Here is a 24,476-nt window from a genome sequence, read left to right on the forward strand (position 1 = left end):
GCGCACCTTCGATCGTCCGCTGCCGGTATTCTGGTTTGTGTACGTTTGACACCATAAAAAAGTGACACCTGGTGAGGGGCGCAGCCCCCAGGAGTATGCTATAATCCCATCGACATGTGCCAACAGCGACGTTGGTGCAGCGCAACAAAGGAGTTAGCGCATGATTACCAAGCGACCGGGTCGTCATGGAGGTGTGCTGGTTACGTTTGTGGTGCCTGCCTCGATTTGGGCTGATACAATCTATGTCGTTGGTGACTTCAACCGTTGGGATGAGCAGGCAACGCCGCTTCGCTTGACCGAAAATGGCTGGATAGCGACGCTTGAGCTTGAAGCAGGTCGTTCGTATCAGTATCGCTACCTCGTCAATCGGGTTGAGTGGCATAACGACTGGAACGCTGATGCGTATGTGCCGAATCGTTTTGGTGGCGATAATTCTGTGGTGATTACGCCGGATTTTCTAACTCCGCAGCCTGAGGGCAAAAAGGCTTCTTCCAATGACGTTGTGCTCACCTTTGTGCGTCCGCAGTTGCGCTTGATTTCATCTGGTTAAGGCCCCCTCTGGGGCCTTTGCCTCTTTTCTCAAAACCATGTCAAATCAGAGTGTCCCTGTCCTCGATTTTGGTTCGCAGACAGCCCAGTTGATTGTGCGACGCCTCCGCGAATTGGGCGTCTACAGCGAGTTGTTGCCCCACGATGCGTCCGAAACACAGGTGCGTGCCCTCAATCCTATCGGGGTGGTGCTCTCTGGTGGCCCCGCTAGTGTCTATGCGCCTGATGCGCCGTCGCTGCCCGCCTGGTTGCCTGCCTCGGGCTTGCCTGCCCTTGGGGTCTGTTATGGCATGCAGTTGATGAGTTATACCCTCGGTGGCATAGTCCAACGCCCCGATGCACGTGAGTATGGCCCCGCGATGATTACCCGCAACGAGGAGCATCCTCTGTTTGCTGGCCTCCCCGCTGAACAGCCGGTCTGGATGAGTCACGGGGATAGAATCGAGGCCCTGCCCCCCGGGTTTCGTGCGCTCGCTGCGAATCCTGCGACGCCTTTTGCGGCAATGGGTGATGATGCCCGTCGTTGGTATGGGGTTCAGTTCCATCCCGAGGTTGTCCATACGACCCACGGTCAGGCGTTGCTCGGTAATTTCCTCTTTCATATCTGTGGTGCCGAAGCCTCGTGGCGCCCCACCGCGTTTGTCGCCGAGGCGGTTGAACGGGTACGTCAGCAGGTTGGCCCCGCTGAACGTGTGATCTGTGCCCTCTCGGGTGGGGTTGACTCGGCTGTCGCTGCGTTGCTTATCCATCGTGCCATCGGTGAACGCTTGACCTGTATCTTTGTTGATAATGGCCTCTTGCGCCTGGGTGAGGCTGAACAGGTTATTGCAACGTTCCGTGAGCATGTGCAGGTGCCCCTTATCGCTGTGGATGCCCGTGAGGAGTTTCTCGCTGCCCTCGAGGGCGCCGCCGATCCTGAACGCAAACGCAAAATTATTGGCGAGAAGTTTATTCGTATCTTTGAACGCGAGGCTCGTAGCCTCGGTGAAGTACGGTTTCTTGCCCAGGGAACGCTCTATCCCGATGTGATCGAGTCGCGTGCCCCCGATCGTATCAAGGGCGTGACGATCAAGACGCACCATAATGTCGGTGGTTTGCCCGCTGATATGAAGATGAAATTGGTCGAGCCTCTGCGCTATCTCTTTAAGGATGAGGTGCGTGCGGCTGGCCTCGAACTCGGTTTGCCTGAAGATTGGGTCTGGCGCCATCCGTTCCCCGGGCCTGGTCTTGCGGTGCGGGTCATCGGGCCGGTCTCTTTTGCCCGCCTCGAGACGCTGCGCCAGGCCGATGCGATCTTTCTGGCCGAGTTGCGCGCCGCTGGTCTCTATCGGGCGACCCAGCAGGCGTTTGCGGTGCTTTTGCCTGTCCAGAGTGTCGGGGTGATGGGTGATGAACGTACCTACGCCGATACGATTGCCCTGCGTGCGATTACGACCGAAGATTATATGACCGCCGATTGGGCCCGTTTGCCGCACGAATTGCTCGCGACGATCAGTAGCCGTATTGTCAATGAGGTTCCTGGAGTCAATCGGGTTGTCTATGATCTCTCGTCAAAACCGCCTGCTACGATTGAATGGGAATGAGTGCGCTGATCCAGTCTGCTCCATCCAAGCTGATTCTCTGCGGTGAGCACGCGGTTGTCTATGGTCAACCCGCGCTGGCTGTACCCCTTGGCGATCTGCGTGCCTATGCCGAGGTCTCTGCTGGTACCCCCGGTTCTGGGCTCTCTTTTGTGGCACCTGATCTTGGCGAGGCCTGGTATGCTCACGTCAAGCCTGAGCATCCGCTTAGCGAGTTGGCTTTGGCTGTCCTCGCTTTCTTCGGTGTTACGCAGGCTGATCTGGTGCTGAGGCTGCATGCCGAGATTCCGCTCGCCAGCGGTATGGGCAGTGGTGCTGCGATTGGTACGGCGCTCGTCCGTGCCCTGGCCGCATGGTTTGACCAGGAACTCCCCCCGACCCAGATCGCCGAGCTTGTCTATGCCAGTGAGCGTCGGTTCCACGGTACGCCCAGTGGTATTGATAATACGGTGGTTGCGCACGAGCAGGCTATCTGGTATGTGCGCCACGTTATCCCCGGTGCGCAGACCTTCACGGCGACGATTGAGCCGGTGGTGATCAAAGCCCCGCTCCACCTTGTGATCGGTGATACGGGTGTGCGGAGCATGACCCGCTTGCCTGTCGGTGCAGTGCGCGAAGCTTGGCAGGCTGATCCCCCACGCTATGAGGCTCTCTTTGCCGCCATTGGCCAGGTTGTCCATCGGGTGCGCACGGCCCTCGCCGATGGTAACCAGCAGTTTCTTGGTGCGCTGTTCAACGAAAATCAGGCGCTTCTCGAAGAAATCGGCGTCTCTTCACCCGAGCTGCACCATCTTGTTGCCGCTGCACGCCAGGCCGGTGCCCTCGGGGCCAAACTCTCAGGTGCAGGTTGGGGTGGGGTTATGTTCGCCCTCGTTACGCCTGACCAGCGTTCAACGGTTGCCCAGGCCCTCCACCAGGCCGGTGCGGCCAGGGTTATCGCAACCACCGTGGCCTCAACCTAAAGCCCCACATCTTCGCGTCTCTGCGTCTCTGCGTTAAAACCTAAGCACAGCTTCTGCCAACCTTTTTGCAACGTGTGGTATAATTGAACGTTGTCACCTTGTTCGTGACTTCTACCATGAACGTAGAACAGGAGGTCTTATTGCGATCAACACGAACCCCCACGCTGTGGTTACGCTTTGCCTGGGCTCTCTTGATCATGGTCTTCTTTGGTTCCGCAACCCTCACCCAGGCCCAAGGATCGACGGGTGCCAGACCGCACCAGACCGCCGTCGGCCTTGCTCAGTTCGATGGAGTGCTGAGCCAGGGAGACGGTTCAGTCACCCTTGTTGACATGGCGCTCCCTTCACCTGCCGTTTTGTCCGACGTTGACCGGTACGGTACCCTCACATCTGAACAACTCTTCTTTGCCCAACCTGTGACCCGTCTGCAACTCACCTATGCGGCTCAGAGTCCGTCTGGATCTGCCGTTCGTGTTGATGTGCGCGGCAGTCTCGATGGGCAGCGCTGGCAGCCCTGGGTGGTGGATCTTTCCTCTGGTGACGTCATTGATTTTCGCCAGCCGATCAAATATGCACAGTATCGCCTGACTCTCACCGGCAACCAGTTCAGTGCGCCTGTGGTGCGCGAGGTGCGGCTTGAGCTAACGAGTAGCGCGGCGTCAGTGGAGGCGACTCCGGCTGACCCCTATGCGGTTGCCCCGACTTTTCGTGTCCGGGCTACGCGCCAGGGCATGGTTGGTGGCCGCACCGCCAATGGCTATATCATTCCACCCAATGCCCGCTTTGTCTCGCTTCCTTCGTGGAGTGCGCTCTCGAGTCGGGGTGGCAATGAGTATCAGGTACGCCTGACTTACCGTGGTCGCAGCACCGTCGTGCCGGTCTACGATGTTGGTCCGTACAATACTCGTGATGACTACTGGGCGACTCAGCGTACCGGCTTTCCCGATCTCCAGTGGGGTTGGTCAATGGATCATGCCGCCTACTATGATGGCTACAACAACGGGCGTGCCGAAAAGGGTTATGTGCGGTTCCCCACCGCCGTTGATGTCGGCGATGGTGCATGGATCCAGGATCTCGGCATTGTTGGCGACCAGGCCGAAGTGGAAGTCACCTTCCTCTGGATGGGGCAGGATCCAGCCAATGGCCGCCCCCTCCGCAATCCCGAGGCAAGTGAGCATCTTGTTGATGAACTTGATGGCGATTTCTGGAGCAATACGCCGCTCTTGAGTGCGAGTGCGATGCGCTGCGGGGCCAATCTGCACGCGTACTGGTCACGCACCACGGCGAACCCCGAGAACGCAACGGTCGTGCGATGGCAACCCAATGTGCCCATCGAGGCCGCCTACGACCTCTTTGTGCATGTCCCGGTTTGCCCGCAACGCTTGCCCGCAACGACAACGGCAGCGTATATTGTCGGGCACCGCGATGGTGTCACCGAAATTGTTGTCAACCAGCGTTCGCAGACTGGCTGGGTTCACCTGGGCCAATTCCCCTTTGCCGCTGGTGATCAGGGCTATGTCCAGCTTGGGGCCGTCGCCAGCGATGGAGGCATCACCTGGTTTGATCAGGTGCGCTGGGTTCCTGTGCGGTAACGGTAACGCTCGCCGCCATCAAGCATAGTCCCTCGGCGTGACCAGAGTCAAACTCTGGTCACGCCGAGGGACTTATGCTTCCTCACTATTTTCTTGAATAACATAGAGCAACTCAAGCAAAATATTTTTGACACTTGCACGATCCGAGGCCACGCACGGCAAAATTTTGACATGGGCTGGCTGCCGTAGGGCAAGGCGGAGTTCATCGGGTGCCCAGGCATTGGGCCGATCTTGTTTGTTGGCCGCGATCACAAACGGTGTCTCACGAAAGGAAACAAAAAAATCAATAATGCGATTCGTCTCACGAAAGGTCTCGGGCCGGGTACTATCCACCAGGATCACAAGGCCCAGCATCCCCTCCGACAGAATCTCCCACATAAAATCAAACCGCTTCTGCCCTGGTGTCCCAAACAGGTGCAACACCAAATCATCAGCAATCGCAATGCGCCCGAAATCCATCGCGACCGTGGTCTCGTGTTTGATCATCTTGGTATCATCAGTCGCCCGGCGTTCGGTCGAGACTACTTCGATGTCGCTGATTGACCTGATGAACTCAGTTTTGCCTGCGTTCACGGCCCCGGTAATAACCATTTTTACAGTCTGCACGCCAGCCCTCCGCTATGGTGCTGTGCCCTGGCTGAAGCACATCGGGTTTTACATATCTTTAATGCGATGAATAATGCGGTTGACCAGACTTTTTTTGACTTTGGGTGGTTCTGCGGGTTGAGGACTCCGGCTTGTGGGCCTGGGTTTGCGTTGCACCTCGACCAGACCGGTCGTCAAAAAACCGTAGACCATCCGGCACACTTCAAAGTCACTCATGCCCGTCTTCTGCGCTAGTTCAGCGAGTGTCTCACGGCCATTGATCCGTGCAAAGAGCCGCCACTCGGTCGTTGAGAGCTTCACGCCTTTGAGGTGCTCACGTGGCTGTTCGAGGAAACGTGCCACCATATCGGTCGAAGGAATGCGGTCTTTAATGCGGCCCCATTCATCAATCCGCCGTACACCCTCCATAATCAGGTGATCGACCGAGATAGGCATAGGAATGACGGGCGTATCGTGCGCTGGCCGCTGGTTTTGTTCAAAGCGAAACTCACCTTCAGGCCAGGCAAACAGCCCATAGACGGCCTCTTCCGTAAATGCCTGCAAAGCCCGTTGTAGGCGTTCACGGGGCACCAGTTGTTCTTCCACGATGACCTGGGTAAGCGTGGTTCCATCGGCACTCATCGCAAGCCCTGAACGGGCGCGGTTTAACTCTTCTGCACTCAACACACCCAGGCGCACCAGCAAGGCCGCCTGGACATCCTCGGGCCGCCGCACGGCCAGCAGCAACTTGCCCTGTTCAAAAAAGAGCAAGGCCATCTCGTGCTGATAGGCAAGATGGAGCCCGCCCGTTTTATAGCCACGATCAACCAGATAGAGAAAATCAGAGAGGCCAAAATCGCGAAGGTTGCCTACCAGTGCCATACTACTACCCTCCGGAGCCGCTACGTGATGCAAACGAGGTCTGGTTCCAGGCGACCGAGGTGAGCCAGAAGGGGCCTATCATGGGTTCAATATACCACCTGGGCCAGTGGTTGTTCGGCTTCAAGCGTCTCATTGACGGTTACCCCATCGGCAGCCAGAACTGGCAAAAGGGCTGCAATCGCGGTGGCAACCATCGCATCATCAGGTTCGCGTGTGGTCAGATATTGTGTTGAGAGGGCTGGCATAAGCAGGCGACTTACCCAGGGCCGATGGTAGTGTGCAGCCGCAAAACGCATCACTTCGAACGCGACTGCCGCAACCAGGGGAATGAGCACAATCCGTGCCCCGATGCGTGCCAACAGCGGTAACCCACTGACGGCAAGAAAGATCACAAACCCGATGATGGCGGCAATTACGAGGAAACTTGTCCCACAGCGAGGATGAATCCGACTGAACGGGCGCACTGCCTCTACCGTGAGTGGCACACCGGCTTCGTACGCATTGATTACTTTATGTTCGGCCCCATGATAGCCAAACACGCGTTGAATATCAGAGAGCCGACTGATGGCATAAATGTACAAAATGACGAGCGTCAGATTGATCAGCCCTTCAATGATCTCACGTACCAGAACTGATGCACCACGTTGGGCGAAGTAATTTGCAATAAGCGATGGCCCGACAACAAACAGCCCGATACCCACCGTGAGCGCCACCAGCAAGATGATCCATTGCACCACCGGCGACAGATCGTCTTCGTGCTCTTCGCTCGTCACGGCTGCCGAGAAATCGAGCGCCTCTTTCCCAACGAGAAAGGCACTCCGCAGCCCCACCAACCCACGGATAATCGGCCACCGCATCCAGGCTGCGCTAGCAGACGGGGGCAAGGGGATATGCTTCAGCGCCAGACTGCCATCGGGACGTCGCACGGCCACACTGGCGAGATGCCGTCCGCGCATCATGACCCCTTCGAGCACTGCCTGACCGCCATATGAAAATGTCTTATCGCTCATGATCCACGTACCACAATCCTACCCTCACACGCGCTGCTGGGTATTCGCCGTGCTGCTTCATCGCCGCCATCTTCGTCATCCGGCTCTATCCGCCCTTTGTGCCATTGAGGTCACCATTTTGCTGAGACGCCATCTGTTCGGCGATGCTCTCAGGCGCACCACGTCGTGCCAGGGTGGTTGCCGCAGCACGGACACCCGTGGCAAGACTGGCAATGCGAATCACAGGTGAAACCACCCGTTCGGCCACGAAGGTTGTGGATCCCGTCACGGTTGCCGAAGAGTCGCGGACATTATTCGCCAGTGTGCGGGTACTATCAAGCACTTCATTCAGTTTGACGATCGACTCATCAACCTTTGGCACGAGCGTACCACGGGCAAGGCGGTCGATCCGGTTGAGGATATAGAACAAACCGAGCAGCACTGCGATCATCAAAATCACCCCAACCAGGGTGAACAGGCCAAGCAACACAATGAAGATATCACGGAATGCTTGGCGAATCTCTACTGGGGCTAGGGCCAGACCAACAATCAGCGCGATCAACGCCAGCAGGATTATTCCGAAGCCAATTCCTACCCACTTTAACACAGCGCTCCTCCGCTATCAGCGACGTAACAGGACGCCTGGATCTTTATGGCGGCTTTCCAATGCGGTGTTCAGGGACGGCAATGCTGCGGATTATATCACACCCTCAGACGTGAAACAACTATCAGCAAGATCCATGCCAGCAGCACTGCCTCAAGCACAGGTATACCTGCTGGAGTAGGCAGATCCAGAGGGAAGCGCCACCCGAGGCCATAAGCAAGCAGACATCCGACACAGGCGGTCAACCAGAAGACAGGCAACTGACGCCAGCGTTTCCCCAACAAAACATGCGCCAGACCTGCGCAGGCCGTGGCGAGCAACAGGATCAGCAAGGTGGCCGGTGCCCATCCGGTCATGCCAGACTCACGGCCTGGTTGTCGTCGGGTTCTGCCTGACGTGCGGGGCAAGGCTCTTTCAGCGCACGTACAATGCGGCCCCCGCCAATGACCCGGTTGCCATCATAACAGACGGCTGCCTGTCCAGGGGTGATTGCCTTCAAGGGTGCTTGCAAGTGTACCTCCATCCGTCCATCGTCAAGCAGTTCAACCTCAGCCGGGGCCGGGTCGGCGTGTGCCCGTACCTGCACCTGACAGGTAAACGGGGAGGTTGGGGGCACATCGGTGACAAAATTGAGCCGATCCACCAGAAACCGATCCCGCAGGATCGCTTCAGGTGGGCCTACGACCAGCGCATTACGGGCGACATCCAGTTCGACCACATAGAGCAACTGCCCGCCTCCCAGGCCCAGGCCGCGCCGTTGCCCAATTGTATAGAGGGGCAAACCCTGATGTTGCCCTATTTCCCGCCCCATCAGATCAACAATTGGCCCTGGGGTCAGTCGCTCGGGAACCTCGTCGCGCAACAAATTGCGATAATCCCCATTGGGGACAAAGCAGATATCCTGGCTCTCGGGGCGGTCGGCGCTCGCCAGGCCGCGTGCTGTCGCCATTGCACGAACCTCGGTTTTGGTCAGTTCACCAAGCGGAAAGAAGAGGTGCGCCAGATCGCGCTGTCCAAGCATATAGACCATATACGACTGGTCTTTATCGCGATCAACCGCTCGCGCAAGCGTATAGCGTAGCCTCCCATCGGGAAGCTGTTCCTCAACCCGCTGTGCATAGTGGCCTGTTGCCACATACGTAAAACCAAGGGTATGCGCACGGTCAAGTAGTGCTCGGAACTTGATCTCGCGGTTACACTCGAGACACGGGTTTGGTGTATAACCCTGAGTGTACGCTTGCACGAAATAATCAATCACGTGACGTCGAAATTCACGCTGATAGTTAAAGACATAATAGGGCACACCAAGCTGAGCACAGACGCGCCGCGCACTCTCGGTCATCTCTTGGGAACAACAGAGACTCTCGGCCATGCGCTCATCGTCACCATCCCAGAGATGCATCGTCACCCCGACGATCTCGTGGCCCTGTTCGTGGAGCAACGCTGCCGTCAGCGAGCTATCAACGCCACCACTCATCGCAACCATAATCTTTGCCATACGTATATTATAGCAAATCTTGCCCGATGAGGAATGCATGAGAGGTGGGATTGCGCAGCTTTGCTGCGCAATCCCACCTCTCATATGGTGTAGTGCGCATTTTTGCCAACACAAGTACATGAACGTTAGGGCGTCAGCCCTAACGTTCATGTGCGTCGCAGTACCCCACGCATCACTCTGGGGAGGGAGTGATGCGCTTAGCGGTTGCGGTTGCGGTTGCGCAGGAAGGGCGGAATATCCAGGTCTTCACTATTCGTGAAGTTGGGGGCCACCCGTGGCTGTTGTGGCTGCTGCTGGGCCGGGGCCGGTTGGGTCGGGCGCTGCTGTGGCTGCTGCTGAGCCGCATTCGGATTCGTTGTGGCCCCAGGGTACGAACGGGTACGCTGTACGTTGGGCTTGTTTAGATCAAAGCCGGTTGCAATCAGCGTGACCTTCACTTCGCCAGGTGAGTAGGCTGGATCGATGACGGCACCAACAATGATATTGGCCTCGGGATCAACTTGCTTGGCGACAATGTCTGCCGCCTCGTAGACCTCGAGAATGCCCAGATCTTCGCCACCTGTGACATTGAAGAGCACACCTTTGGCCCCATCAATGCTGACTTCAAGCAGCGGGCTGGCAATCGCCATATTGACGGCATCAACCATCCGGCTATCACCTTTGCCAAAACCCATTGCCATCAGCGCTGAACCCTGCTGCGCCATGATGGTCTTGACGTCGGCAAAGTCGACGTTGATCAACCCGCGCTGGGTAATCAAGTCGCTGATGCCCTGAATACCCTGGCGCAGCACATTGTCGGCCATCTGGAACGCCTGCGTAAAGGTGGTATTCTTGCTCGCGGTCTGCAACAGGCGGTCGTTGGGGATGACAATCAACGTGTCAACTACTGGACGCAACTGGTCAATCCCTGCTTCACCGATCTTCCGCCGGTGGTTCCCCTCAAAGGTAAATGGACGCGTCACAACACCCACCGTCAAGGCCCCAAGATCGTGGGCGATGCCCGCAATAATCGGCGATGCGCCCGTTCCTGTGCCACCACCCATGCCTGCCGCAACAAAGACCATATCGGCCCCTTTGAGTTGCTCGTAGACATCTTCCTGGTTCTCTTCCGCAGCTTTCTGCCCGATGACTGGGTTGCCACCACTCCCGAGACCCCTGGTCAATTTGTCACCAATCCGAATCCGCACGGGGGCGAGCGAGTGCATCAACGCCTGGACGTCGGTGTTGACCGTCATGAACTCAACTCCCTGCACGCCGTCGGCAATCATCCGATCAATCGCATTCGAACCACCACCACCGACGCCTACGACCTTGATCTGGGCAAAATCCTCGTAGCTAAAGCCCCCACTGGTACGATCAACCATAGCTCCCCTCCCCATTATTGCATTCTTTATGGTAGAAATTCCCGCATCCAACCCTTGAAGCGCTCGTAGACATTGCCCCATCCCTGGCGTTCTTCTGAACGATGGGTTGGACCCAACATCCCTAGCCCATGACGTGCGCCCCAGCGTAACAGACCCACCCCGGTGGCATATGAGGGGCTGTCGAGTGAGTCGGCGAGCCCACTGAGGTCGGTTGGTGTCCCGATGCGGACGGGCATGCCCAGCATTTCGCGCATCAGTTCATCGAATTGGCCCAGTTGGGCCGCACCTCCGGTCAAGACAATCCCTGCTGGCAGCATTCCTTCGTAGCCGCTCCGCCGGATCTCGTTATATATCAACTCCACCACCTGCTCGGCTCGGGCCTGAAGAATCTGATTGAGCAAGTGGCGGCTAATTTTCTGCTGCTCGCCGACCGTCAAGGTCTCGATCTCGATCTGATCCTGTTCATCACCCGCTGCGGGCGCTTCACCGGCAATGGCACTGCCATAGCGCAACTTCAGATATTCAGCGGTATTGTGCGGCGTGTGCAAGACATAGGTCAGGTCGTTGGTGAAATGATTGCCCCCAACTGAAATGACACTGGTATGCCAGACCCCGCCCTGCACAAAGATGGCAACATCAGTTGTTCCTCCTCCAATGTCAACGAGCATGACGCCACGATCTTTGTCTTCATCGGTCAGCACTGCTTCACCCGAGGCCAGCGGTTGCAAAACGAGATCATCTATTTCAACCCCGGTTCGCTGAACACTCTTGATCAGGTTTTGGATCGCCATCATTTCGCCGGTAACGATATGCGTTTCCACTTCAAGGCGGAAGCCACTCATCCCGATCGGGTCACGAATCCCTTCGTGTCCATCCAGCACATACGCCCGCGGAATGACATGAATAATCTCGCGCTGGGTTGGGATCGCGACCGCCTGGGCTGATTCAACGGCCCGTGCGACATCGTTGCGGGTGATTTCGTGATCGGGGCGCTGCACGGCTACGACGCCCCGGCTGTTGAGGGACGAAATATGCCGCCCACTGACTCCGACAAAAGCCGTTCCAATCCGATAGCCACTCAGCCGCTCGGCTTTCTCGACACTGGCCGTGATCGCGTTGACGGCATCGTCAATGTTGACCACGACACCCTTGTCGAGCCCTTTGCTGGGCATTACGCCAACACCCAGAATATTCAGACGCCCGCCATCGGCTACCTGGGCCACAATGGTACAGACTTTGGTTGTGCCGACATCAATTCCGACAATGGTTCGCTGCATAGATGCCTCTGTCTTTTCGCTCGTTGGCTCGCAAACAACCAGCAAAAAGGGTGTTGTAACTTCCTTCCAATCGAACGCTTCGTTTCATATGTGCGCTCAGGATTCCAGATGAACTGACGCTTTCACGTATGCTATGGCTCTGGTGCGCCCGTTGCTGGTGCTTGGAGCATCTCGGGGCGGTACTGGTAAAATGGTGTTGCAGGACGGAGATCAAGATAACTAAATTCGGTCTGTTCATTGAGGAGCAACGTCAGGATCGCTAGCTTGCGCTCAAGCTCTTCGCTTTGCCCAAAGACAATGGTTTGCCCAATGGTGGTGCGTACATACACCCCCAACCCATAATCCCAACCGATCTGCGCCGGGGTGAAGCCTAGTTCAATGGGGAGCCGGAGGGCCAGTACCTGGGCGAGTTGAATGGCATCAAGATCGAGATGTTCATTCGGGCTCAGTTGGGCATGCGATGTGTCAATAATGACAAGAACGTCGTTTTCTGCCGGTTCCTGCGCAGCATCAAGCACTTTGCCACTCGCATCAACCAGATACTGGACCCCGCCTGCTTGCCAGCGCACTTCCGGGCGGCGTTCGATGATCTGGATCGTTGCCTGATCAGGAAGGGCTATCGTCAGTGAGGCCGAGGCGATATAGGCATTCTCTTTGAGGCGGGCCAGGGCACCCTGTTGGTCAACAAACCAGATCGAATGCCCACGAATACCTGCCAGTTCGGCAATCGTTTCGGCGTCAAGCGCTTGGTAGCCTTCTACCTTGATCTGTTGCACGCTGAACCTGGCATCGGTAAAGGCATACCCGAGCCCCCCGGTCGCAGCCACGAAGAGCAGCAGTCCCACGATGCGCCCGCTCGTTACCCAGGTGAGTAACGAACGCCACGGCCCCGGTGTAGCCTGCTGGCCTGGCACCGGTTGAGCGGGACGACGACGTCGGGTTGCCATCTCTCGCGACATAAAGGCTACTCCTTTGTCCGGCTTAACGCCAGTTCAATCAGCCGGTCAAGCAAGGTTGGATACGCTAGCCCATCCGCCGACCACATTTTGGCGTACATACTGATCGGGGTAAAACCTGGCATCGTATTGACTTCGTTCAACCATAATTCGCCGCTCTGCTTATCGAGCAAGAAGTCGACCCGTGCCAACCCCGCACCGTCAAGCGCCTGAAAGGCTTTGATGGCCAGTTCTTGAACCCGTGCCGTCTCGGCATGGTCGATGGGGGCCGGGATATACGTTTTGGACGCATCATCAATATATTTGGCCTCGTAGTCGTACCACTCGCCTGAAGGGACAATTTCACCTGGCGTGCTGGCAAGCGGGTCTTCGTTCCCAAGAATACTTACCTCGATTTCGCGGGCGGCAATCCCTTGTTCCACCACGATGCGTCGGTCATAGCGCCCTGCTTCGGCCAGCGCCGTTCGTAGACTTGCCCGGTTCGTTGCTTTGCTCACTCCGACACTACTGCCCATATTGGCCGGTTTGACAAAGACCGGATAGTGCAGCGCGGCTTCAATGCGCTCGCAGACTTCGCTCGGCGCACGTGCGAAGTCACGCCGCCGTACTAGTAACCAAGGCAGCAAAGGCAAGTCAGCAGCGGCAAACGCGGCTTTCATCAAGGCTTTGTCCATCCCGACGGCACTTGCGGCCACGCCACAACCGACATAGGGCAAGGCCGCCAGTTCCAGCAAGCCCTGAATGGTGCCGTCTTCGCCTTTTGGCCCGTGCAAGACTGGAAAGACTACATCAATCCCTGGCGGCAAGAGGCGCGCCACACTCGGCCTCCCGGTATCCGGGATCATTGAGGTCAGGTGCGCAACTGGCCCTGGCGTTACTTCGCTCTCTTGTGCATTCGTAAAACTCGTCGGTAACATAATGGGATTAGCTTCCGCGACCAGCGCGGCGAGCACCCCCGGCCCGGAAAGCCAGCGCCCGTCTTTGCCGATGCCAATTGACAACACGTCGTATTTCTCCCGGTCGAGCGCCTTCATCACGGCATGGGCCGAGACCAGTGATACTTCATGCTCGCCACTCTGACCGCCAAAGAGCACGGCTACCGTTCGTCGCGTCTTCATATGATCCGTACCTCCAGTTCGAGCATGATCCCGGTCTGTTGTTCAACCTCTTGTTGCACATGGCGAATCAGGTTGAGAATGTCGGTCGCGGTCGCTTTACCGGTGTTGATGATATAGTTGGCGTGCAGCGGGCTGACAATGGCCCCCCCAAGCATAAAGCCTTTCAGTCCGACCTGTTCAATCAGGCGACCGGCACTATCGCCAGGCGGGTTCTTGAAGACACTGCCACAAGAACTGCCCGCTGGCGTGCGTGCCTTGCGCTGCATCGCGATGGAGGCCATGCGGCTGTGCAGTGAAGCCGGATCACTCCGCAAGAGGCGAAACGTTGCGGCTACCACCAGTGGAGGCTGCGGCCACCACTCATGTGAACCAAGTTCGGCCTGGGTGCGGCTTACCGCATCGCTTGTCGCCTCGCCGCGCTTCAAGACACTCGTTCGGTAGCCGTAGCCCATCTGCTCAACCGGCCAGACCTCAAGCGCTTTGCCGAGCACTTCCGCGCTGACCAGACACCCGGCCATATCACCGCCATAACACCCGGCATTGCCAACCACGGCCCCACCCACGGTGCCAGGTAAGCCTTCCGCCCATTCGAGCCCGGCCAGACCCAACGCGGCAACGCGGCGTACTAGGCTCGTCATCGTTGCTCCAGCCTCGATCCGCAGATGAACGAGATCGTCATCAGGCTTTTCTTCAAGCTCCCAGGCCTGACCACGATAGGTCGCGATCAACCCGGCAAAGCCCGCCTCGCGGACAAGCAGATTGGTGCCGCGTCCGACCCAGATCAGTGGCATCTCCATCTCATGTGCCCACGCTGCCAGGGCCTGGGCCTCGTGCATACTGGTTGGCTCGGCATAAAAACGGGCAAGCCCACCCGTACGCCACGAAGTGTGACGTTGCATTGGTTCAGCTTCACGTACGCCCGACGGTACCTGCATAGTTCCCATGTTCCCCTACTCAACTTCCTGGTGGCGTAACCTTTCGAGCAGGCGTATGCCGAGAAGTGAACTATCACCAGCCCCCATTGTCACAACCAGATCGTCAGGCTGTACCAGCGCACCGAGGTGCTCAAGGGCCTGTTCAAGTGAACCGACCGGGCGCACATCAAGGCCTGTTGCGGCCATCTGTGCTGCCAGTGCTTGTGACGCAGCGGTCGCGTCACCAGCTTCACGTGCCGCATAGACATCGCCCACCAGGACGATATCAGCTGCCGCACATGCTGTTGTCCACACACTGCTCAGCGCTGTTGTGCGGCTAAACGTGTGTGGCTGCAGATAGGCGATCAGGCGTCGTCCCGGATAGGCAGCCCGCGCTGTGGATAGCGTGGCCTCTACTGCCGTGGGATGGTGGGCATAATCGTCAATCACCAGGACACCGCACGCTTCACCCTTCTGCTCAAACCGGCGCAGCGCACCACCAAAGTTCGCGAGCGCAGCCGATGCTGCCGCTAGATCGCCCTCGAGCATGGCAACAACTGCCAGTGCAGCCAGGGCATTGCGCACATTATGCACCCCCGAAAGCCGCAAGTTCTGGGTGCCGAGGCGTCGCTGGGCCATGCGGCGTCGATCGTAGCGCCAAAGATCAAACGTGACGCCGCCGCCTTGCTTTGTCTGTACCCCGCTTGCGGTCCAATCAAAGGGGGCTAGGCGACACGAGACTGGATCAGTTGCGAGCCGTTCTTCGATGCCATACAGCGCGGCTTCGTGCAACCCGAGGCTCATCGCCCCCTGATCATCACCACAGAGAATGACGCGCTGCGGTTTGGCGACCGCCGCCGCAAACTGAGCAAAAGTCTCGTGATAGGCGGAGGCATCGGGGTAACAGTCGGGGTGATCCCATTCGACGTTCGTGATCACGGCCACGTCCGGGCTCAGTGCGAGAAACACCTGGGCATACTCATCGGCTTCGATCACCAGAGGGGTTTCAGGGTCGCCCCACGCTGCATTGCCGCCAAGCTCAGGCACTTCCGCCCCGATCAGATACCCCGCAGGCACCCCGGCGGCTCTGAGGGCTACGGCGACCATGGCACTCGTCGTTGTTTTGCCGTGCGTCCCGGCGATGGCGATCACACGCCGTTGGGCCGACCAGTCGCGCCACAAGTCAGCCCGGCTCAACACGGGAATGCCCGCTGCCCGTGCCGCCTCAAGCTCACAATGGTCAGCCGTCACGGCTGCGGTTGCCACAAGTGCATCGACCCCTCGCACATATGCCGGGCTATGGCCCAGGTAGATTGTCGCGCCTCGTTCGATCAGCGCCGCTGTCTGACGATTGGCAACGCGATCCGAGCCACTCACCGTGTGACCCTGATCGAGCAATAGATTGGCAATGGCACTGAAGCCTGTCCCCGCAATTCCTACCAGATGATAATGCATATGCTATCTCTTCCCGCCGCCGCCGCCGCCGCCGCCGCCGCCCGCATCGCCCTTCCAGACTTTCGGGAAATTGAAGACAATCAACACCATGAGTACCAGGAAAAAGATGACAATCAGCGAAGTCAAAAAGTTGCTGACATTGGGTAACGTATTGAGCACCTGGGCCAGCGGTCCACCAAACGTTCCTCCCTGCTCCTGAAAGGTTTCCCAGAACACAACTGCCGCGTTGGCCCACAGTTGCAGCACAAGCACCCCGGCAAAAAAACCGAGTGGCTTGGCCAGTGGCTCTTTTGGTGCCCCGCGCCAGGTTGCCGAGCGATCAAAGAAAAAACCGAGCAGGACAAGCACCGCAAACATCACCATGCGAAAAAAGAGCGGAACCTGAAAATCGGTCGCGATCAGGGGATCCAGCGCCGGAGCCTCGCTCACCGGACGTCCCAGGGCAAAAGCGGCGAGTCGTGGTCCGTTGACCCAGAAACGGTTGAGAATTTCAACCACAATATTGCCACCCTGCACCGTTGTGAGATAGGCAATAATCGTCCACAGGGCGATCGTAATCATATTCCGAAAGCCCTGCTGAAACCCCCAGTACCCCCCCAAGGCGAGCAGGATCAACAGGAGACGCGCACTATCCAGATCGACCTGAAAGGTCGTCTGGGCGAGAGGGAGCAGTGAAATTTCAAACAAGAGCGGGTGTGCAGCCGTCGCGTTACTCATCAGCTACAACTCCTTGCGGCCAGGCTGAGCACTGCTTCAGCCAGGTGGCGTGCCGCATCTGGACGAGCCAGAGCCCGACTCTGCTCGACCATACGTTGACGTTCAAGTGGGTTGTCTAACAGCCGGGTGATAGCAGCAAAGAGTGGCCCCGCTTCTGGTTGATGCGACCCCAGCAAGGCTGCATCAGCCACTTTGACCGCCGCACCACGCTCCACCAGGTAATCAGCATTCTCATCCTGATGCACATACGGATACGGCACAAGGATGGCTGGCAGGGCTGCTGCGGGCAGTTCAGCCAGGGTCGACGCGCCACTCCGACAGATGCTCAGGTCAGCCGCGCCAAAGGCTGCGGTCATTGATGGTTGGGATGCGCCATCGGTCTTTGCTTCGAGATAAGGGTAGAGACGGTAGCGGGCTTGCAGGGTTTCAGGCAAGGCCGCCGCAGCCTCTTTCAGCCATGCTTCATCGCCTTCGCGCCCGCAGACATGGATCAGCTGGCACCGTTCGAGCAGTGCTCGCAAGAGCGCTGCAATCGCCCGGTTAATGCTCCGTGCGCCGCGGCTTCCTCCATAGACTAACACGACGGGCAGCGCTGGATCAAGTGCAAAGCGGCTGACGCAGGTGGGCCGATCTTGCCCAAATAATTCGCTACGGACAGGGTAGCCAGTCACGAGTGCGCGTGCGTCGTTGCGCTGCAACCCAAGCCGCGGCAGGGCATCTTCGACGTTGACAGCGGTGAGCGTCGCGATACGTGACAGCATCTTTACCGCCAGACCAGGCACCACATCGGGCAGGTAAATCATCGTTGGTACCCCCTTGCTGCGTGCAGCAAGAAAGAGCGGTACACAGACATACCCTCCTGTCCCCAGGATCGCACGTGGCTGAAGCGCGGTGAGCAACCGCCGGGCCATGCGGGTGCCTGCTACCATTGTGGCTAGCCCACGCATCAGCGCCACCGGGTTGCGCCCGCGTAGCGCTGCGGCGGGCAAGGCCCGAAACGGTAATTGACTTTCTCGTGCGACAATACGCTCCTCCATACCACCTTCGCTTCCCACATAGACGAGCGAGACAGGGGCTTGCCCGGGGTTGACGGTTTTTTTACCGTCGTCGAGCGCTACGGCTACTGCTAGCGCCGGATAGACGTGCCCGCCCGTTCCCCCGCCACACAGTAAGATGGTCGAGGAAGCGCAAGGCGGAGCCACGGCGGGTGAACGGGCCATCACTACTCTCCTGAGCCTGTCGTGCAACCATATGTTTGGAAATGTTGAGCAAAATGCCTACGCCGATCATGGTTGTGTAAAGCGACGTACTGCCATACGAAAGAAACGGTAAGGTCAATCCGGTAAAGGGCAAGAGCGATGTGGTGACGCCAAGGTTGACCATCGCTTGAATAACGATCCAACTGGTAATGCCTACGGCTACCAGGGCGGCAAATGGATCAGGGGCACGCCCAGCAATGCGATAGCCTCGGTACGCAATCATCGCAAAGGCGATCAGAATGGCCGTCGTGCCAATCAGCCCCAGTTCTTCGCCGATAATGGCAAAAATTGTGTCGGTGTGGGCTTGGGGCAACCACTGAAACTTCTGTCGTCCCTGGCCCAGGCCGAGCCCAAAGATGCCGCCGTTGCCTAGCGCGTACATCGCGTGGATCGGCTGAAACCCGAACGAGTCGTAGTATTTCCACGGATCCAGATAGGCCAGAATGCGGTAATTGCGTATGCCCATCACACCTACCAACATCCAGAAGGCTAGAACTCCTGTTCCGATGGCTCCCGCCAGGTGCCAGAGATTGGCCCCCGCAGCAAAATAGACTGCGCCGCCAATCAGTACCAGAATAACCGCCGTACCCAGGTCAGGTTGAAGCATCACTAGGCCACAGACAAGCCCGAGCATGACACTGAATGGGATGAGACCATAGGTTACGTTGCCGACATGCTCCCCCCGGCGAGAGAGCCAGTCGGCAAAGTAGATGATGATGGCTAGTTTCGCGAGTTCGGCTGGCTGAATGCTAAAGAGACCGAAGACCCCTCCTTCGCCAAAGCGGATCCACGAACGTGATCCGTTGACTTCGGCCATCGAAGCCGGCAAAATCAGCACCAGGAAGAGCAAGAGCAGGCAGATCCCCATGATGTGAACCGAGTATTTCCGCCAGACTTTATAGTCGATCCGCATCACGATGAGCAAGCCCACCGTCCCGATGACTGCCCCGACCAACTGTCGTAAGAGGTAGAAATACTGGTTTTTGTGGATGACAAACGCCTCGATGAAGCTGGCACTATAGACCATCACGAGACCGAAGGCTACCAGCGAGCCGACGGTCGCCAAGAGGACATAGTCCGGCTTTGTGCTGCGATCGGTCACGCGCTTTTTCCTTTCTCAAACCTTCCCTGGCTTTAACTGGCTCCGGGAAGGACGACAGCTAGGGCACTCAACACGGCAAAGACGGCAACGGCCATGCCCCAGCCCCAGCTTTCAAACTGACGCACAAGCGTTGGCGGAAACCAGGTCTGATTGACCGTCAGACGTGGTGCGAGGGCAAACCCGACGGCAAGGCCAGCCATCAGGCCTCCCAGATGGCCCCAGTTGTCAATCACACCTGGTGCCGAAAAGCCAATCACGAGGTTGATGCCGGCAATGGCCGCCATACTCTGCACCTGTGCGCGCCCCCAGGCACCCAGAATCTGACGGTTGAGGTAGAAGAAGATCCCAAGCCCACCGATCAACCCGAAGATAGCCCCACTTGCCCCGACTGATGGCACGGGTGACATTAGGTACGAGGCGACGCTTCCTCCGATGCCCGCAATGAAATAGAGCGCGAGAAAGCGTGCGGTGCCATAGATGCGCTCACTCTCGGGCCCGAGGGCATAGAGGGCGAAACTGTTGAAAAAGATATGGACAAGGTTGCCATGGAGAAAGGTCGCGGTCAAGAGCCGCCAGTACTGGCCCTGGTCAATCAAGCTATTCTCTTTGGCCCCGAGCACCAAGAGTGCCCGTAAACTTGGTTGAAACAGGCTGCCACTCAACAGACTACTCAGGATATAGCTCACAATAATCGCCGCCAGAATAATCCAGACGGCAATCACTCTGGGGCGTTCACCTGATCCCGTATCGGTCATCTGGCCTGATGACGCATCGGGAGGTGGTGAGGGCGAAGGGTCGTTGTGCAACTGGTGCAGGCCAATCCTGTCAATCATGCCGTTCCTGTCGTGCTCAAGTTTCATAAGTAGTTATGCGTCTGCTCGGGTCTGTTCAGGCGGATCAGCTTCTTGCTGTGACGTCAGCGCGGCCACGTGCTGTCGAAACATGTCGCCCCGGTGGAATTCGTTCCGAAACATGCCAAAACTCGCACATCCCGGCGAAAGCAGCACCGTATCACCTGGTTCGGCAACTTCGCGTGCCCTGTTTAGCGCTGTGCCGAGATCGAGGAATGGGCCGTTAACGGGCAGGTCGCGACGGTGAAGGGCCACGGTGCCAGCGAGTCGTGTGGTCGCTGTCCCTTCGAGCAAGATCAGGGCCTTGACCCGCTGCGCAATCGCCGCCCCCAGGCTGGTAAACTCTAGGGCTTTGTCGGCACCCCCGGCAATCAGTACCAGCGGCGTTGTCAATGCCTCTAGGGCTGCAATGGTTGCCGCCGGATTGGTTGCTGTGGTGTCATTGACATAATGTACGCCGTCAAGCTCACGTACCAGTTCGAGGCGATGTTCAACACCAGTAAAATGCTGGAGAGCGTGCTGGATGGCGGCGCTAGCGAGGCCAAAGGCGCGAGCCAGGGCCGCTGCCTGCATGGCATTGGCGAGATTGTGCCAGCCCGGTACCCGTAGATCAGAGCGCCGGAAGAGAAGTTCGCCCTCAACCGGGGTGGCCGGGCCGCTCCTGCCCCCGGGGTCATACCAGATCACCTCGTCGTGCCGTAGCTCAACGCGGGTTGAGACATCACGAACAGATGGTTGCGGGTAATGACTGCGTACGCGTGACCAGTGTGGCCCCGCCCCAACCCAGATAGCCTGACCACCGCGCCGTGCGCCCTGTTCATCAAAGAGCGTATAGTAGTCGACCGAACCGTCATCGGCCCCATTCAACACGACGGCTCCATCAGCCTGTTGGTGCCAGTAGATTTGACGCTTGGCCGCTGCGTACGCCTCAAGGGTGCCATGCCAGTTGAGGTGATCGCCCGAGAAATTGGTGAGCAGGCTATACTGGGGACTCAGCCCGACTGCCCCCATCCGCTCGAGTTGGAAACTCGACAATTCGAGCACGACCGGCGTGCCTTCGGGCAGGTGCTCGATCGCTTCCAGGGCCGAGACCCGCAGATTGCCTGCCGCAAGGGTGGCAGGGTAGCGTTCGCGCAGCATGGCGGTCATCATCAGTGCCGTGGTCGTCTTGCCTTTGGTGCCGGTAACGCCCAGCACCGGCCCGCGGTAGGTACGCAAAAAGATCGTCATTTCGGTCTCGACCGGTACCCCGAGTTCGGCAGCCCGAGCGAGCCAGGGCGAGTCAGGCCGCACCGCTGGATTGACAACCACCAGATCAGCCGCCGCGAGGTCGGCCTCCTCGTGACGGCCAAGCGTATAGTGGACGCTAGTTCCTAGCGCTGAGGCTGCCGCATCAAGCGCCTCAAGTGAGCCAGCGAGCAGTTCGCGTTCGGCGAGATCGGTCACGGTAACCTGTGCACCCTGGGCAAGCAACCAGCGTGCCACGCCAAGCCCGCCACCGTGAACCCCCAACCCCATCACCAACACATGTTTATCTGACCATTGCATACTATGGTTGACCTTCAACAACCTGCGAAGCTGGGGGCAGTTCGGCGCGGATGGGTGTACTTGGAGCGGTGAAGATCAAGGCCAGCGAAATGCCAACCATGGCCGCAACGGTGCCAATGAGCACAAAACGCTGCGTTACCTGCACCTGACTCCATCCGAGCAATTCAAAATGGTGATGCAGCGGGGCCATGCGGAAGACGCGACGACCTTCGCCAAAGCGCCACTTTGTCCACTTGAAGTAGCCTGTTTGAATAATGACCGAAAGTGCTTCAACGACGAACACAATGCCGACGACCGGCAGCAATAACCACTGCTGCGATTGCAAGGCCACCACAGCCAGGGTTGCCCCGAGGGCAAGCGATCCGAGATCGCCCATAAAGACCTGCGCGGGATGCGCATTAAACCAGAGAAAGGCGGCACACGCCCCGACCAGGGTAAAACAAAAGCCCATCAGATTGATCAACTGCGGCTCGGCCAGGAAGGTCATCACCCCATATGCTGCAAAGGCGAGCGTCAGATTCCAACCAGCCAGACTATCGAGCCCATCGGTCAGGTTTACCGCATTGGCCGTGCCCACAATGATCAGGGTCGCAATCGGAATGAAAAAAAGGCCGATATCGCGTTGCCCGACAAACGGTATCTGCACCAAGCCCTCGTGATCGAGGCCAAATGGTGGCGGCAGATAGAGGGCGAGGCTGGCGACCAAGGCCACCAGGATCATCAGCCAGAACTTGTAGCGCACGGTAAAGCCGTAGGTTTTTGACTTCGAGCCAGTCAGCGTCATCCAGTCATCAACGCCACCCAGGACGGCAAAGCTTACAAGTACCGCAAGGGGCAGCAAGATTGACCAGCGATCCACCACATTGACCAGGGCGGTCAAGACGACCACCGTACCCACAATCATCACCCCACCCATCGTCGGGGTGCCCATCTTCGTCAAATGGCTCTGCGGGCCATCAAGACGGATCTGTTTGCCAAGTTTATGTCGGCGGGCAAAACGCACCCACCAGGCCCCAACAAACAGCGTCAGCACAAAGGCTGCGGCTGCCAACAACAAGGCTCGAGCCATATCTTGCACGAGAACCGCGCGTAGGACATCCAAGGTTTATTCCTCCTCCAGATAACGTTGTAGTGCTGCAACGATCTGCTCCATCTCCATACCGCGCGATCCTTTGATCAAGACATAATCGCCAGCGTGCAAGCTTGTGGTGAGTAGGGCAACCGCTTCGACATTGGTTGCGCAGCAATGAATCTGATTGATCGGCATGCCAGCCTGCCTTGCTCCTTCGGCGTACCAGTGTGCACGTGGCCCAACCGCAACCAGGGTGGTGACGATCTCAGCCGCTTGTCTGCCAACCTCATGGTGGCTGGCTTGCTCAACGCTCCCCAGTTCGAGCATATCGCCAAGCACGGCTATCCGGCGCCCTGGGGCTTCGGCTAGCAAGGCAAGGGCGGAACATGTTGAAGCTGGTGCTGCGTTGTAGGCATCATCAATGAGCGTTACTTCATGGCGTGTCTTGATGATGTTCACGCGACTCTGACTGCCTGAAGCTTGCAGGCCCGCTATTATTGCGGGCCATTCCATCCCAAGAACGAGGCCTGTACTGATGGCTGCCAGGGCTGTATACACGTTATGTCTGCCGAGCAAGGGCAGCCGTATTTGTACGGCATCAGTGGCGGTTGTGACAACAAAGCCAAGGCCAGCAAAGCCAAAACTCTCTAGCTGCGTAGCCCGCAGATCAGCTTCAGGGGCACAGCCAAAGCGGAAAACCCGCGCTGCGGTTCGCTCGGCCATTGCCGCTACCCGGGGATCATCAACATTGAGCAGACACCATCCATCGGCAGGCAAAGCCTCGGGCAACTCGGCTTTCGCGTGGGCAATTGCCTCGATACTTCCCAGTCGCTCAAGGTGCGACGGCCCGACATTGGTCACAATCCCGACGTGGGGCCGGGCTAGTTCGGCCAAAAACCGAATCTCACCCGGCGCCCACATCCCCATCTCCAGCACCGCAACCTCGTGGTCAGCGGTCAACTGAAGCAGGGTCGTCGGGAGCGTTGCCTCGCTATTAAAACTACGTTGACTTTTTAAGGTTCGGAATTGGCGCGCCAGGATGGCTGCCGTGACTTCTTTGGTCGAAGTCTTGCCCACGCTGCCGGTGATACCAACAACGGTCGGCGTGAACTTTCTACGATGGTAGACGGCCAGCCGCTGGATCGCCATCAGCGGGTCGTCTACGGCGATGAACAGAAACGCATCGGGTGGAGCTTCGGCAAGCCCGGCCCCCGAGACTGGATCAACCACGACCCAGGGACGCTCGCTTGTGCGTAAGCGTTCGCTCCGCGCTTCAACCGCCGCCCGCGTGACGAGTGCCCCGCGTGCGCCCCGTTTCATAACATCGACCAGATAATTGTGTCCGTCGGTACGCTCGCCACTCAGCGCCAGAAAGAGCTCACCTGGCCCCACCTCGCGTGAGTCAGTGACCACCTTGCCGAGTGCCAGACCCTGCCATTGGTGCGGCAGGTGCGGCATGCTCCGTGACCACGCTGGCTGCACACCATACAGTACATCTTCTAATTGCAGCACGATGCCCTCCAGAATTCCCTGTTTGCTCAGGGGCTACTGCGGGCAATTATAGCACCTCCCTCTTTCGTTTTGAGCATAGCTCATACCTGC

General features: G+C 58.1%; 23 protein-coding genes. 4 read left to right on the forward strand and 19 right to left on the reverse strand.

Going from position 1 to position 24,476, the window contains the following annotated elements; all coding sequences use genetic code 11:
- Nucleotides 1-160: 160 nt before the first annotated feature.
- The 4 genes from EKD05_RS08060 (at nucleotide 161) to EKD05_RS08075 (ending at nucleotide 4,683) form a co-directional block, all read left to right on the forward strand.
- Entirely contained in the window at nucleotides 161-550 is a 390-nt protein-coding gene (locus tag EKD05_RS08060) for an isoamylase early set domain-containing protein (protein WP_129671931.1), read from the forward strand.
- Nucleotides 551-587: 37 nt separating this feature from the next.
- Nucleotides 588-2,132: a glutamine-hydrolyzing GMP synthase gene (gene guaA, locus EKD05_RS08065; RefSeq protein WP_129671932.1), complete on the forward strand. Its 1,545-nt coding sequence runs from the start codon at nucleotides 588-590 to the stop codon at nucleotides 2,130-2,132.
- Complete coding sequence (mvk, locus tag EKD05_RS08070; RefSeq protein ID WP_205703891.1) at nucleotides 2,129-3,091, forward strand: mevalonate kinase; 963 nt, start codon at nucleotides 2,129-2,131, stop codon at nucleotides 3,089-3,091. The genes guaA and mvk overlap by 4 nt, the downstream gene beginning before the upstream one ends.
- A 140-nt stretch (nucleotides 3,092-3,231) precedes the next feature.
- Entirely contained in the window at nucleotides 3,232-4,683 is a 1,452-nt protein-coding gene (locus EKD05_RS08075) for a hypothetical protein (RefSeq protein WP_129671933.1), read from the forward strand.
- 72 nt (nucleotides 4,684-4,755) lie between these two features.
- Here the strand turns inward: EKD05_RS08075 and EKD05_RS08080 are convergent, their stop codons facing one another.
- The 19 genes from EKD05_RS08080 to murF form a co-directional block, all read right to left on the reverse strand.
- Nucleotides 4,756-5,289 (reverse strand): ATP/GTP-binding protein, encoded by a 534-nt coding sequence (locus tag EKD05_RS08080; protein WP_129671934.1) that lies wholly within the window; start codon nucleotides 5,287-5,289, stop codon nucleotides 4,756-4,758.
- Between the two features lie 48 nt (nucleotides 5,290-5,337).
- Nucleotides 5,338-6,150, reverse strand: coding sequence for a DUF4388 domain-containing protein (locus EKD05_RS08085; RefSeq protein ID WP_129671935.1), 813 nt, complete (start codon nucleotides 6,148-6,150; stop codon nucleotides 5,338-5,340).
- A gap of 86 nt (nucleotides 6,151-6,236) precedes the next feature.
- Nucleotides 6,237-7,160, reverse strand: coding sequence for a DUF1385 domain-containing protein (locus EKD05_RS08090; RefSeq protein ID WP_129671936.1), 924 nt, complete (start codon nucleotides 7,158-7,160; stop codon nucleotides 6,237-6,239).
- Between the two features lie 85 nt (nucleotides 7,161-7,245).
- Entirely contained in the window at nucleotides 7,246-7,746 is a 501-nt protein-coding gene (locus EKD05_RS08095) for a hypothetical protein (protein WP_129671937.1), read from the reverse strand.
- Between the two features lie 95 nt (nucleotides 7,747-7,841).
- Entirely contained in the window at nucleotides 7,842-8,099 is a 258-nt protein-coding gene (locus EKD05_RS08100; RefSeq protein ID WP_129671938.1) for a hypothetical protein, read from the reverse strand.
- On the reverse strand, nucleotides 8,096-9,241 hold the full coding sequence (mnmA, locus tag EKD05_RS08105; RefSeq protein ID WP_129671939.1) for a tRNA 2-thiouridine(34) synthase MnmA: 1,146 nt from the start codon (nucleotides 9,239-9,241) through the stop codon (nucleotides 8,096-8,098). Before mnmA ends, EKD05_RS08100 begins: the two co-directional genes overlap by 4 nt.
- A gap of 197 nt (nucleotides 9,242-9,438) precedes the next feature.
- On the reverse strand, nucleotides 9,439-10,605 hold the full coding sequence (gene ftsZ / locus EKD05_RS08110) for a cell division protein FtsZ (protein WP_129671940.1): 1,167 nt from the start codon (nucleotides 10,603-10,605) through the stop codon (nucleotides 9,439-9,441).
- Nucleotides 10,606-10,631: 26 nt separating this feature from the next.
- Nucleotides 10,632-11,882 carry a cell division protein FtsA gene (ftsA, locus tag EKD05_RS08115; RefSeq protein ID WP_129671941.1) on the reverse strand — a complete coding sequence of 417 codons (1,251 nt, stop codon included), beginning with the start codon at nucleotides 11,880-11,882 and terminating at the stop codon, nucleotides 10,632-10,634.
- Nucleotides 11,883-12,013: 131 nt separating this feature from the next.
- Complete coding sequence (locus EKD05_RS08120; protein WP_129671942.1) at nucleotides 12,014-12,841, reverse strand: cell division protein FtsQ/DivIB; 828 nt, start codon at nucleotides 12,839-12,841, stop codon at nucleotides 12,014-12,016.
- A gap of 5 nt (nucleotides 12,842-12,846) precedes the next feature.
- Nucleotides 12,847-13,956 (reverse strand): D-alanine--D-alanine ligase family protein, encoded by a 1,110-nt coding sequence (locus tag EKD05_RS08125; RefSeq protein ID WP_129671943.1) that lies wholly within the window; start codon nucleotides 13,954-13,956, stop codon nucleotides 12,847-12,849.
- Nucleotides 13,953-14,891: a UDP-N-acetylmuramate dehydrogenase gene (gene murB, locus EKD05_RS08130; protein ID WP_129672034.1), complete on the reverse strand. Its 939-nt coding sequence runs from the start codon at nucleotides 14,889-14,891 to the stop codon at nucleotides 13,953-13,955. The genes EKD05_RS08125 and murB overlap by 4 nt, the downstream gene beginning before the upstream one ends.
- 15 nt (nucleotides 14,892-14,906) lie before the next feature.
- Nucleotides 14,907-16,325 carry a UDP-N-acetylmuramate--L-alanine ligase gene (murC, locus tag EKD05_RS08135; protein ID WP_129671944.1) on the reverse strand — a complete coding sequence of 473 codons (1,419 nt, stop codon included), beginning with the start codon at nucleotides 16,323-16,325 and terminating at the stop codon, nucleotides 14,907-14,909.
- Nucleotides 16,326-16,328: 3 nt separating this feature from the next.
- Complete coding sequence (locus EKD05_RS08140; protein WP_129671945.1) at nucleotides 16,329-17,042, reverse strand: hypothetical protein; 714 nt, start codon at nucleotides 17,040-17,042, stop codon at nucleotides 16,329-16,331.
- Nucleotides 17,042-18,244, reverse strand: a complete 1,203-nt coding sequence (locus EKD05_RS08145; RefSeq protein WP_129672035.1) for a glycosyltransferase — start codon at nucleotides 18,242-18,244, stop codon at nucleotides 17,042-17,044. The genes EKD05_RS08140 and EKD05_RS08145 overlap by 1 nt, the downstream gene beginning before the upstream one ends.
- A complete protein-coding gene (gene ftsW, locus EKD05_RS08150; RefSeq protein ID WP_129671946.1) occupies nucleotides 18,141-19,403 on the reverse strand; it encodes a putative lipid II flippase FtsW in 1,263 nt (420 codons plus the stop codon). The genes EKD05_RS08145 and ftsW overlap by 104 nt, the downstream gene beginning before the upstream one ends.
- Before the next feature lie 32 nt (nucleotides 19,404-19,435).
- The gene (locus EKD05_RS08155; protein WP_129671947.1) at nucleotides 19,436-20,236 is read right to left on the reverse strand and encodes a rhomboid family intramembrane serine protease; all 801 of its coding nucleotides are present in this window, start codon (nucleotides 20,234-20,236) and stop codon (nucleotides 19,436-19,438) included.
- Nucleotides 20,237-20,269: 33 nt separating this feature from the next.
- Nucleotides 20,270-21,802, reverse strand: a complete 1,533-nt coding sequence (murD, locus tag EKD05_RS08160) for a UDP-N-acetylmuramoyl-L-alanine--D-glutamate ligase (protein WP_165360643.1) — start codon at nucleotides 21,800-21,802, stop codon at nucleotides 20,270-20,272.
- A gap of 1 nt (nucleotide 21,803) precedes the next feature.
- Entirely contained in the window at nucleotides 21,804-22,904 is a 1,101-nt protein-coding gene (gene mraY / locus EKD05_RS08165; RefSeq protein WP_129671948.1) for a phospho-N-acetylmuramoyl-pentapeptide-transferase, read from the reverse strand.
- 3 nt (nucleotides 22,905-22,907) lie between these two features.
- Nucleotides 22,908-24,386 (reverse strand): UDP-N-acetylmuramoyl-tripeptide--D-alanyl-D-alanine ligase, encoded by a 1,479-nt coding sequence (murF, locus tag EKD05_RS08170; protein ID WP_165360644.1) that lies wholly within the window; start codon nucleotides 24,384-24,386, stop codon nucleotides 22,908-22,910.
- Between the last annotated feature and the right edge of the window lie 90 nt (nucleotides 24,387-24,476).

Source organism: Candidatus Chloroploca sp. Khr17 (assembly GCF_004138165.1).
In the GTDB taxonomy this organism is placed as follows: domain Bacteria; phylum Chloroflexota; class Chloroflexia; order Chloroflexales; family Chloroflexaceae; genus Chloroploca.

Excerpts from the sequence above, each read along its gene's own strand:
- ftsZ (WP_129671940.1), bottom strand. The coding sequence starts at position 10,605 with ATGGTTGATCGTACCAGTGGGGGCTTTAGCTACGAGGATTTTGCCCAG.
- EKD05_RS08120 (WP_129671942.1), bottom strand. The coding sequence starts at position 12,841 with ATGTCGCGAGAGATGGCAACCCGACGTCGTCGTCCCGCTCAACCGGTG.
- EKD05_RS08100 (WP_129671938.1), bottom strand. The coding sequence starts at position 8,099 with ATGACCGGATGGGCACCGGCCACCTTGCTGATCCTGTTGCTCGCCACG.
- EKD05_RS08125 (WP_129671943.1), bottom strand. The coding sequence starts at position 13,956 with ATGAAGACGCGACGAACGGTAGCCGTGCTCTTTGGCGGTCAGAGTGGC.
- EKD05_RS08090 (WP_129671936.1), bottom strand. The coding sequence starts at position 7,160 with ATGAGCGATAAGACATTTTCATATGGCGGTCAGGCAGTGCTCGAAGGG.
- ftsA (WP_129671941.1), bottom strand. The coding sequence starts at position 11,882 with ATGCAGCGAACCATTGTCGGAATTGATGTCGGCACAACCAAAGTCTGT.
- EKD05_RS08155 (WP_129671947.1), bottom strand. The coding sequence starts at position 20,236 with ATGATTGACAGGATTGGCCTGCACCAGTTGCACAACGACCCTTCGCCC.
- EKD05_RS08060 (WP_129671931.1), top strand. The coding sequence starts at position 161 with ATGATTACCAAGCGACCGGGTCGTCATGGAGGTGTGCTGGTTACGTTT.
- mnmA (WP_129671939.1), bottom strand. The coding sequence starts at position 9,241 with ATGGCAAAGATTATGGTTGCGATGAGTGGTGGCGTTGATAGCTCGCTG.
- EKD05_RS08085 (WP_129671935.1), bottom strand. The coding sequence starts at position 6,150 with ATGGCACTGGTAGGCAACCTTCGCGATTTTGGCCTCTCTGATTTTCTC.
- murC (WP_129671944.1), bottom strand. The coding sequence starts at position 16,325 with ATGCATTATCATCTGGTAGGAATTGCGGGGACAGGCTTCAGTGCCATT.
- guaA (WP_129671932.1), top strand. The coding sequence starts at position 588 with ATGTCAAATCAGAGTGTCCCTGTCCTCGATTTTGGTTCGCAGACAGCC.
- mvk (WP_205703891.1), top strand. The coding sequence starts at position 2,129 with ATGAGTGCGCTGATCCAGTCTGCTCCATCCAAGCTGATTCTCTGCGGT.
- EKD05_RS08140 (WP_129671945.1), bottom strand. The coding sequence starts at position 17,042 with ATGAGTAACGCGACGGCTGCACACCCGCTCTTGTTTGAAATTTCACTG.
- murD (WP_165360643.1), bottom strand. The coding sequence starts at position 21,802 with ATGCAATGGTCAGATAAACATGTGTTGGTGATGGGGTTGGGGGTTCAC.
- murB (WP_129672034.1), bottom strand. The coding sequence starts at position 14,891 with ATGCAGGTACCGTCGGGCGTACGTGAAGCTGAACCAATGCAACGTCAC.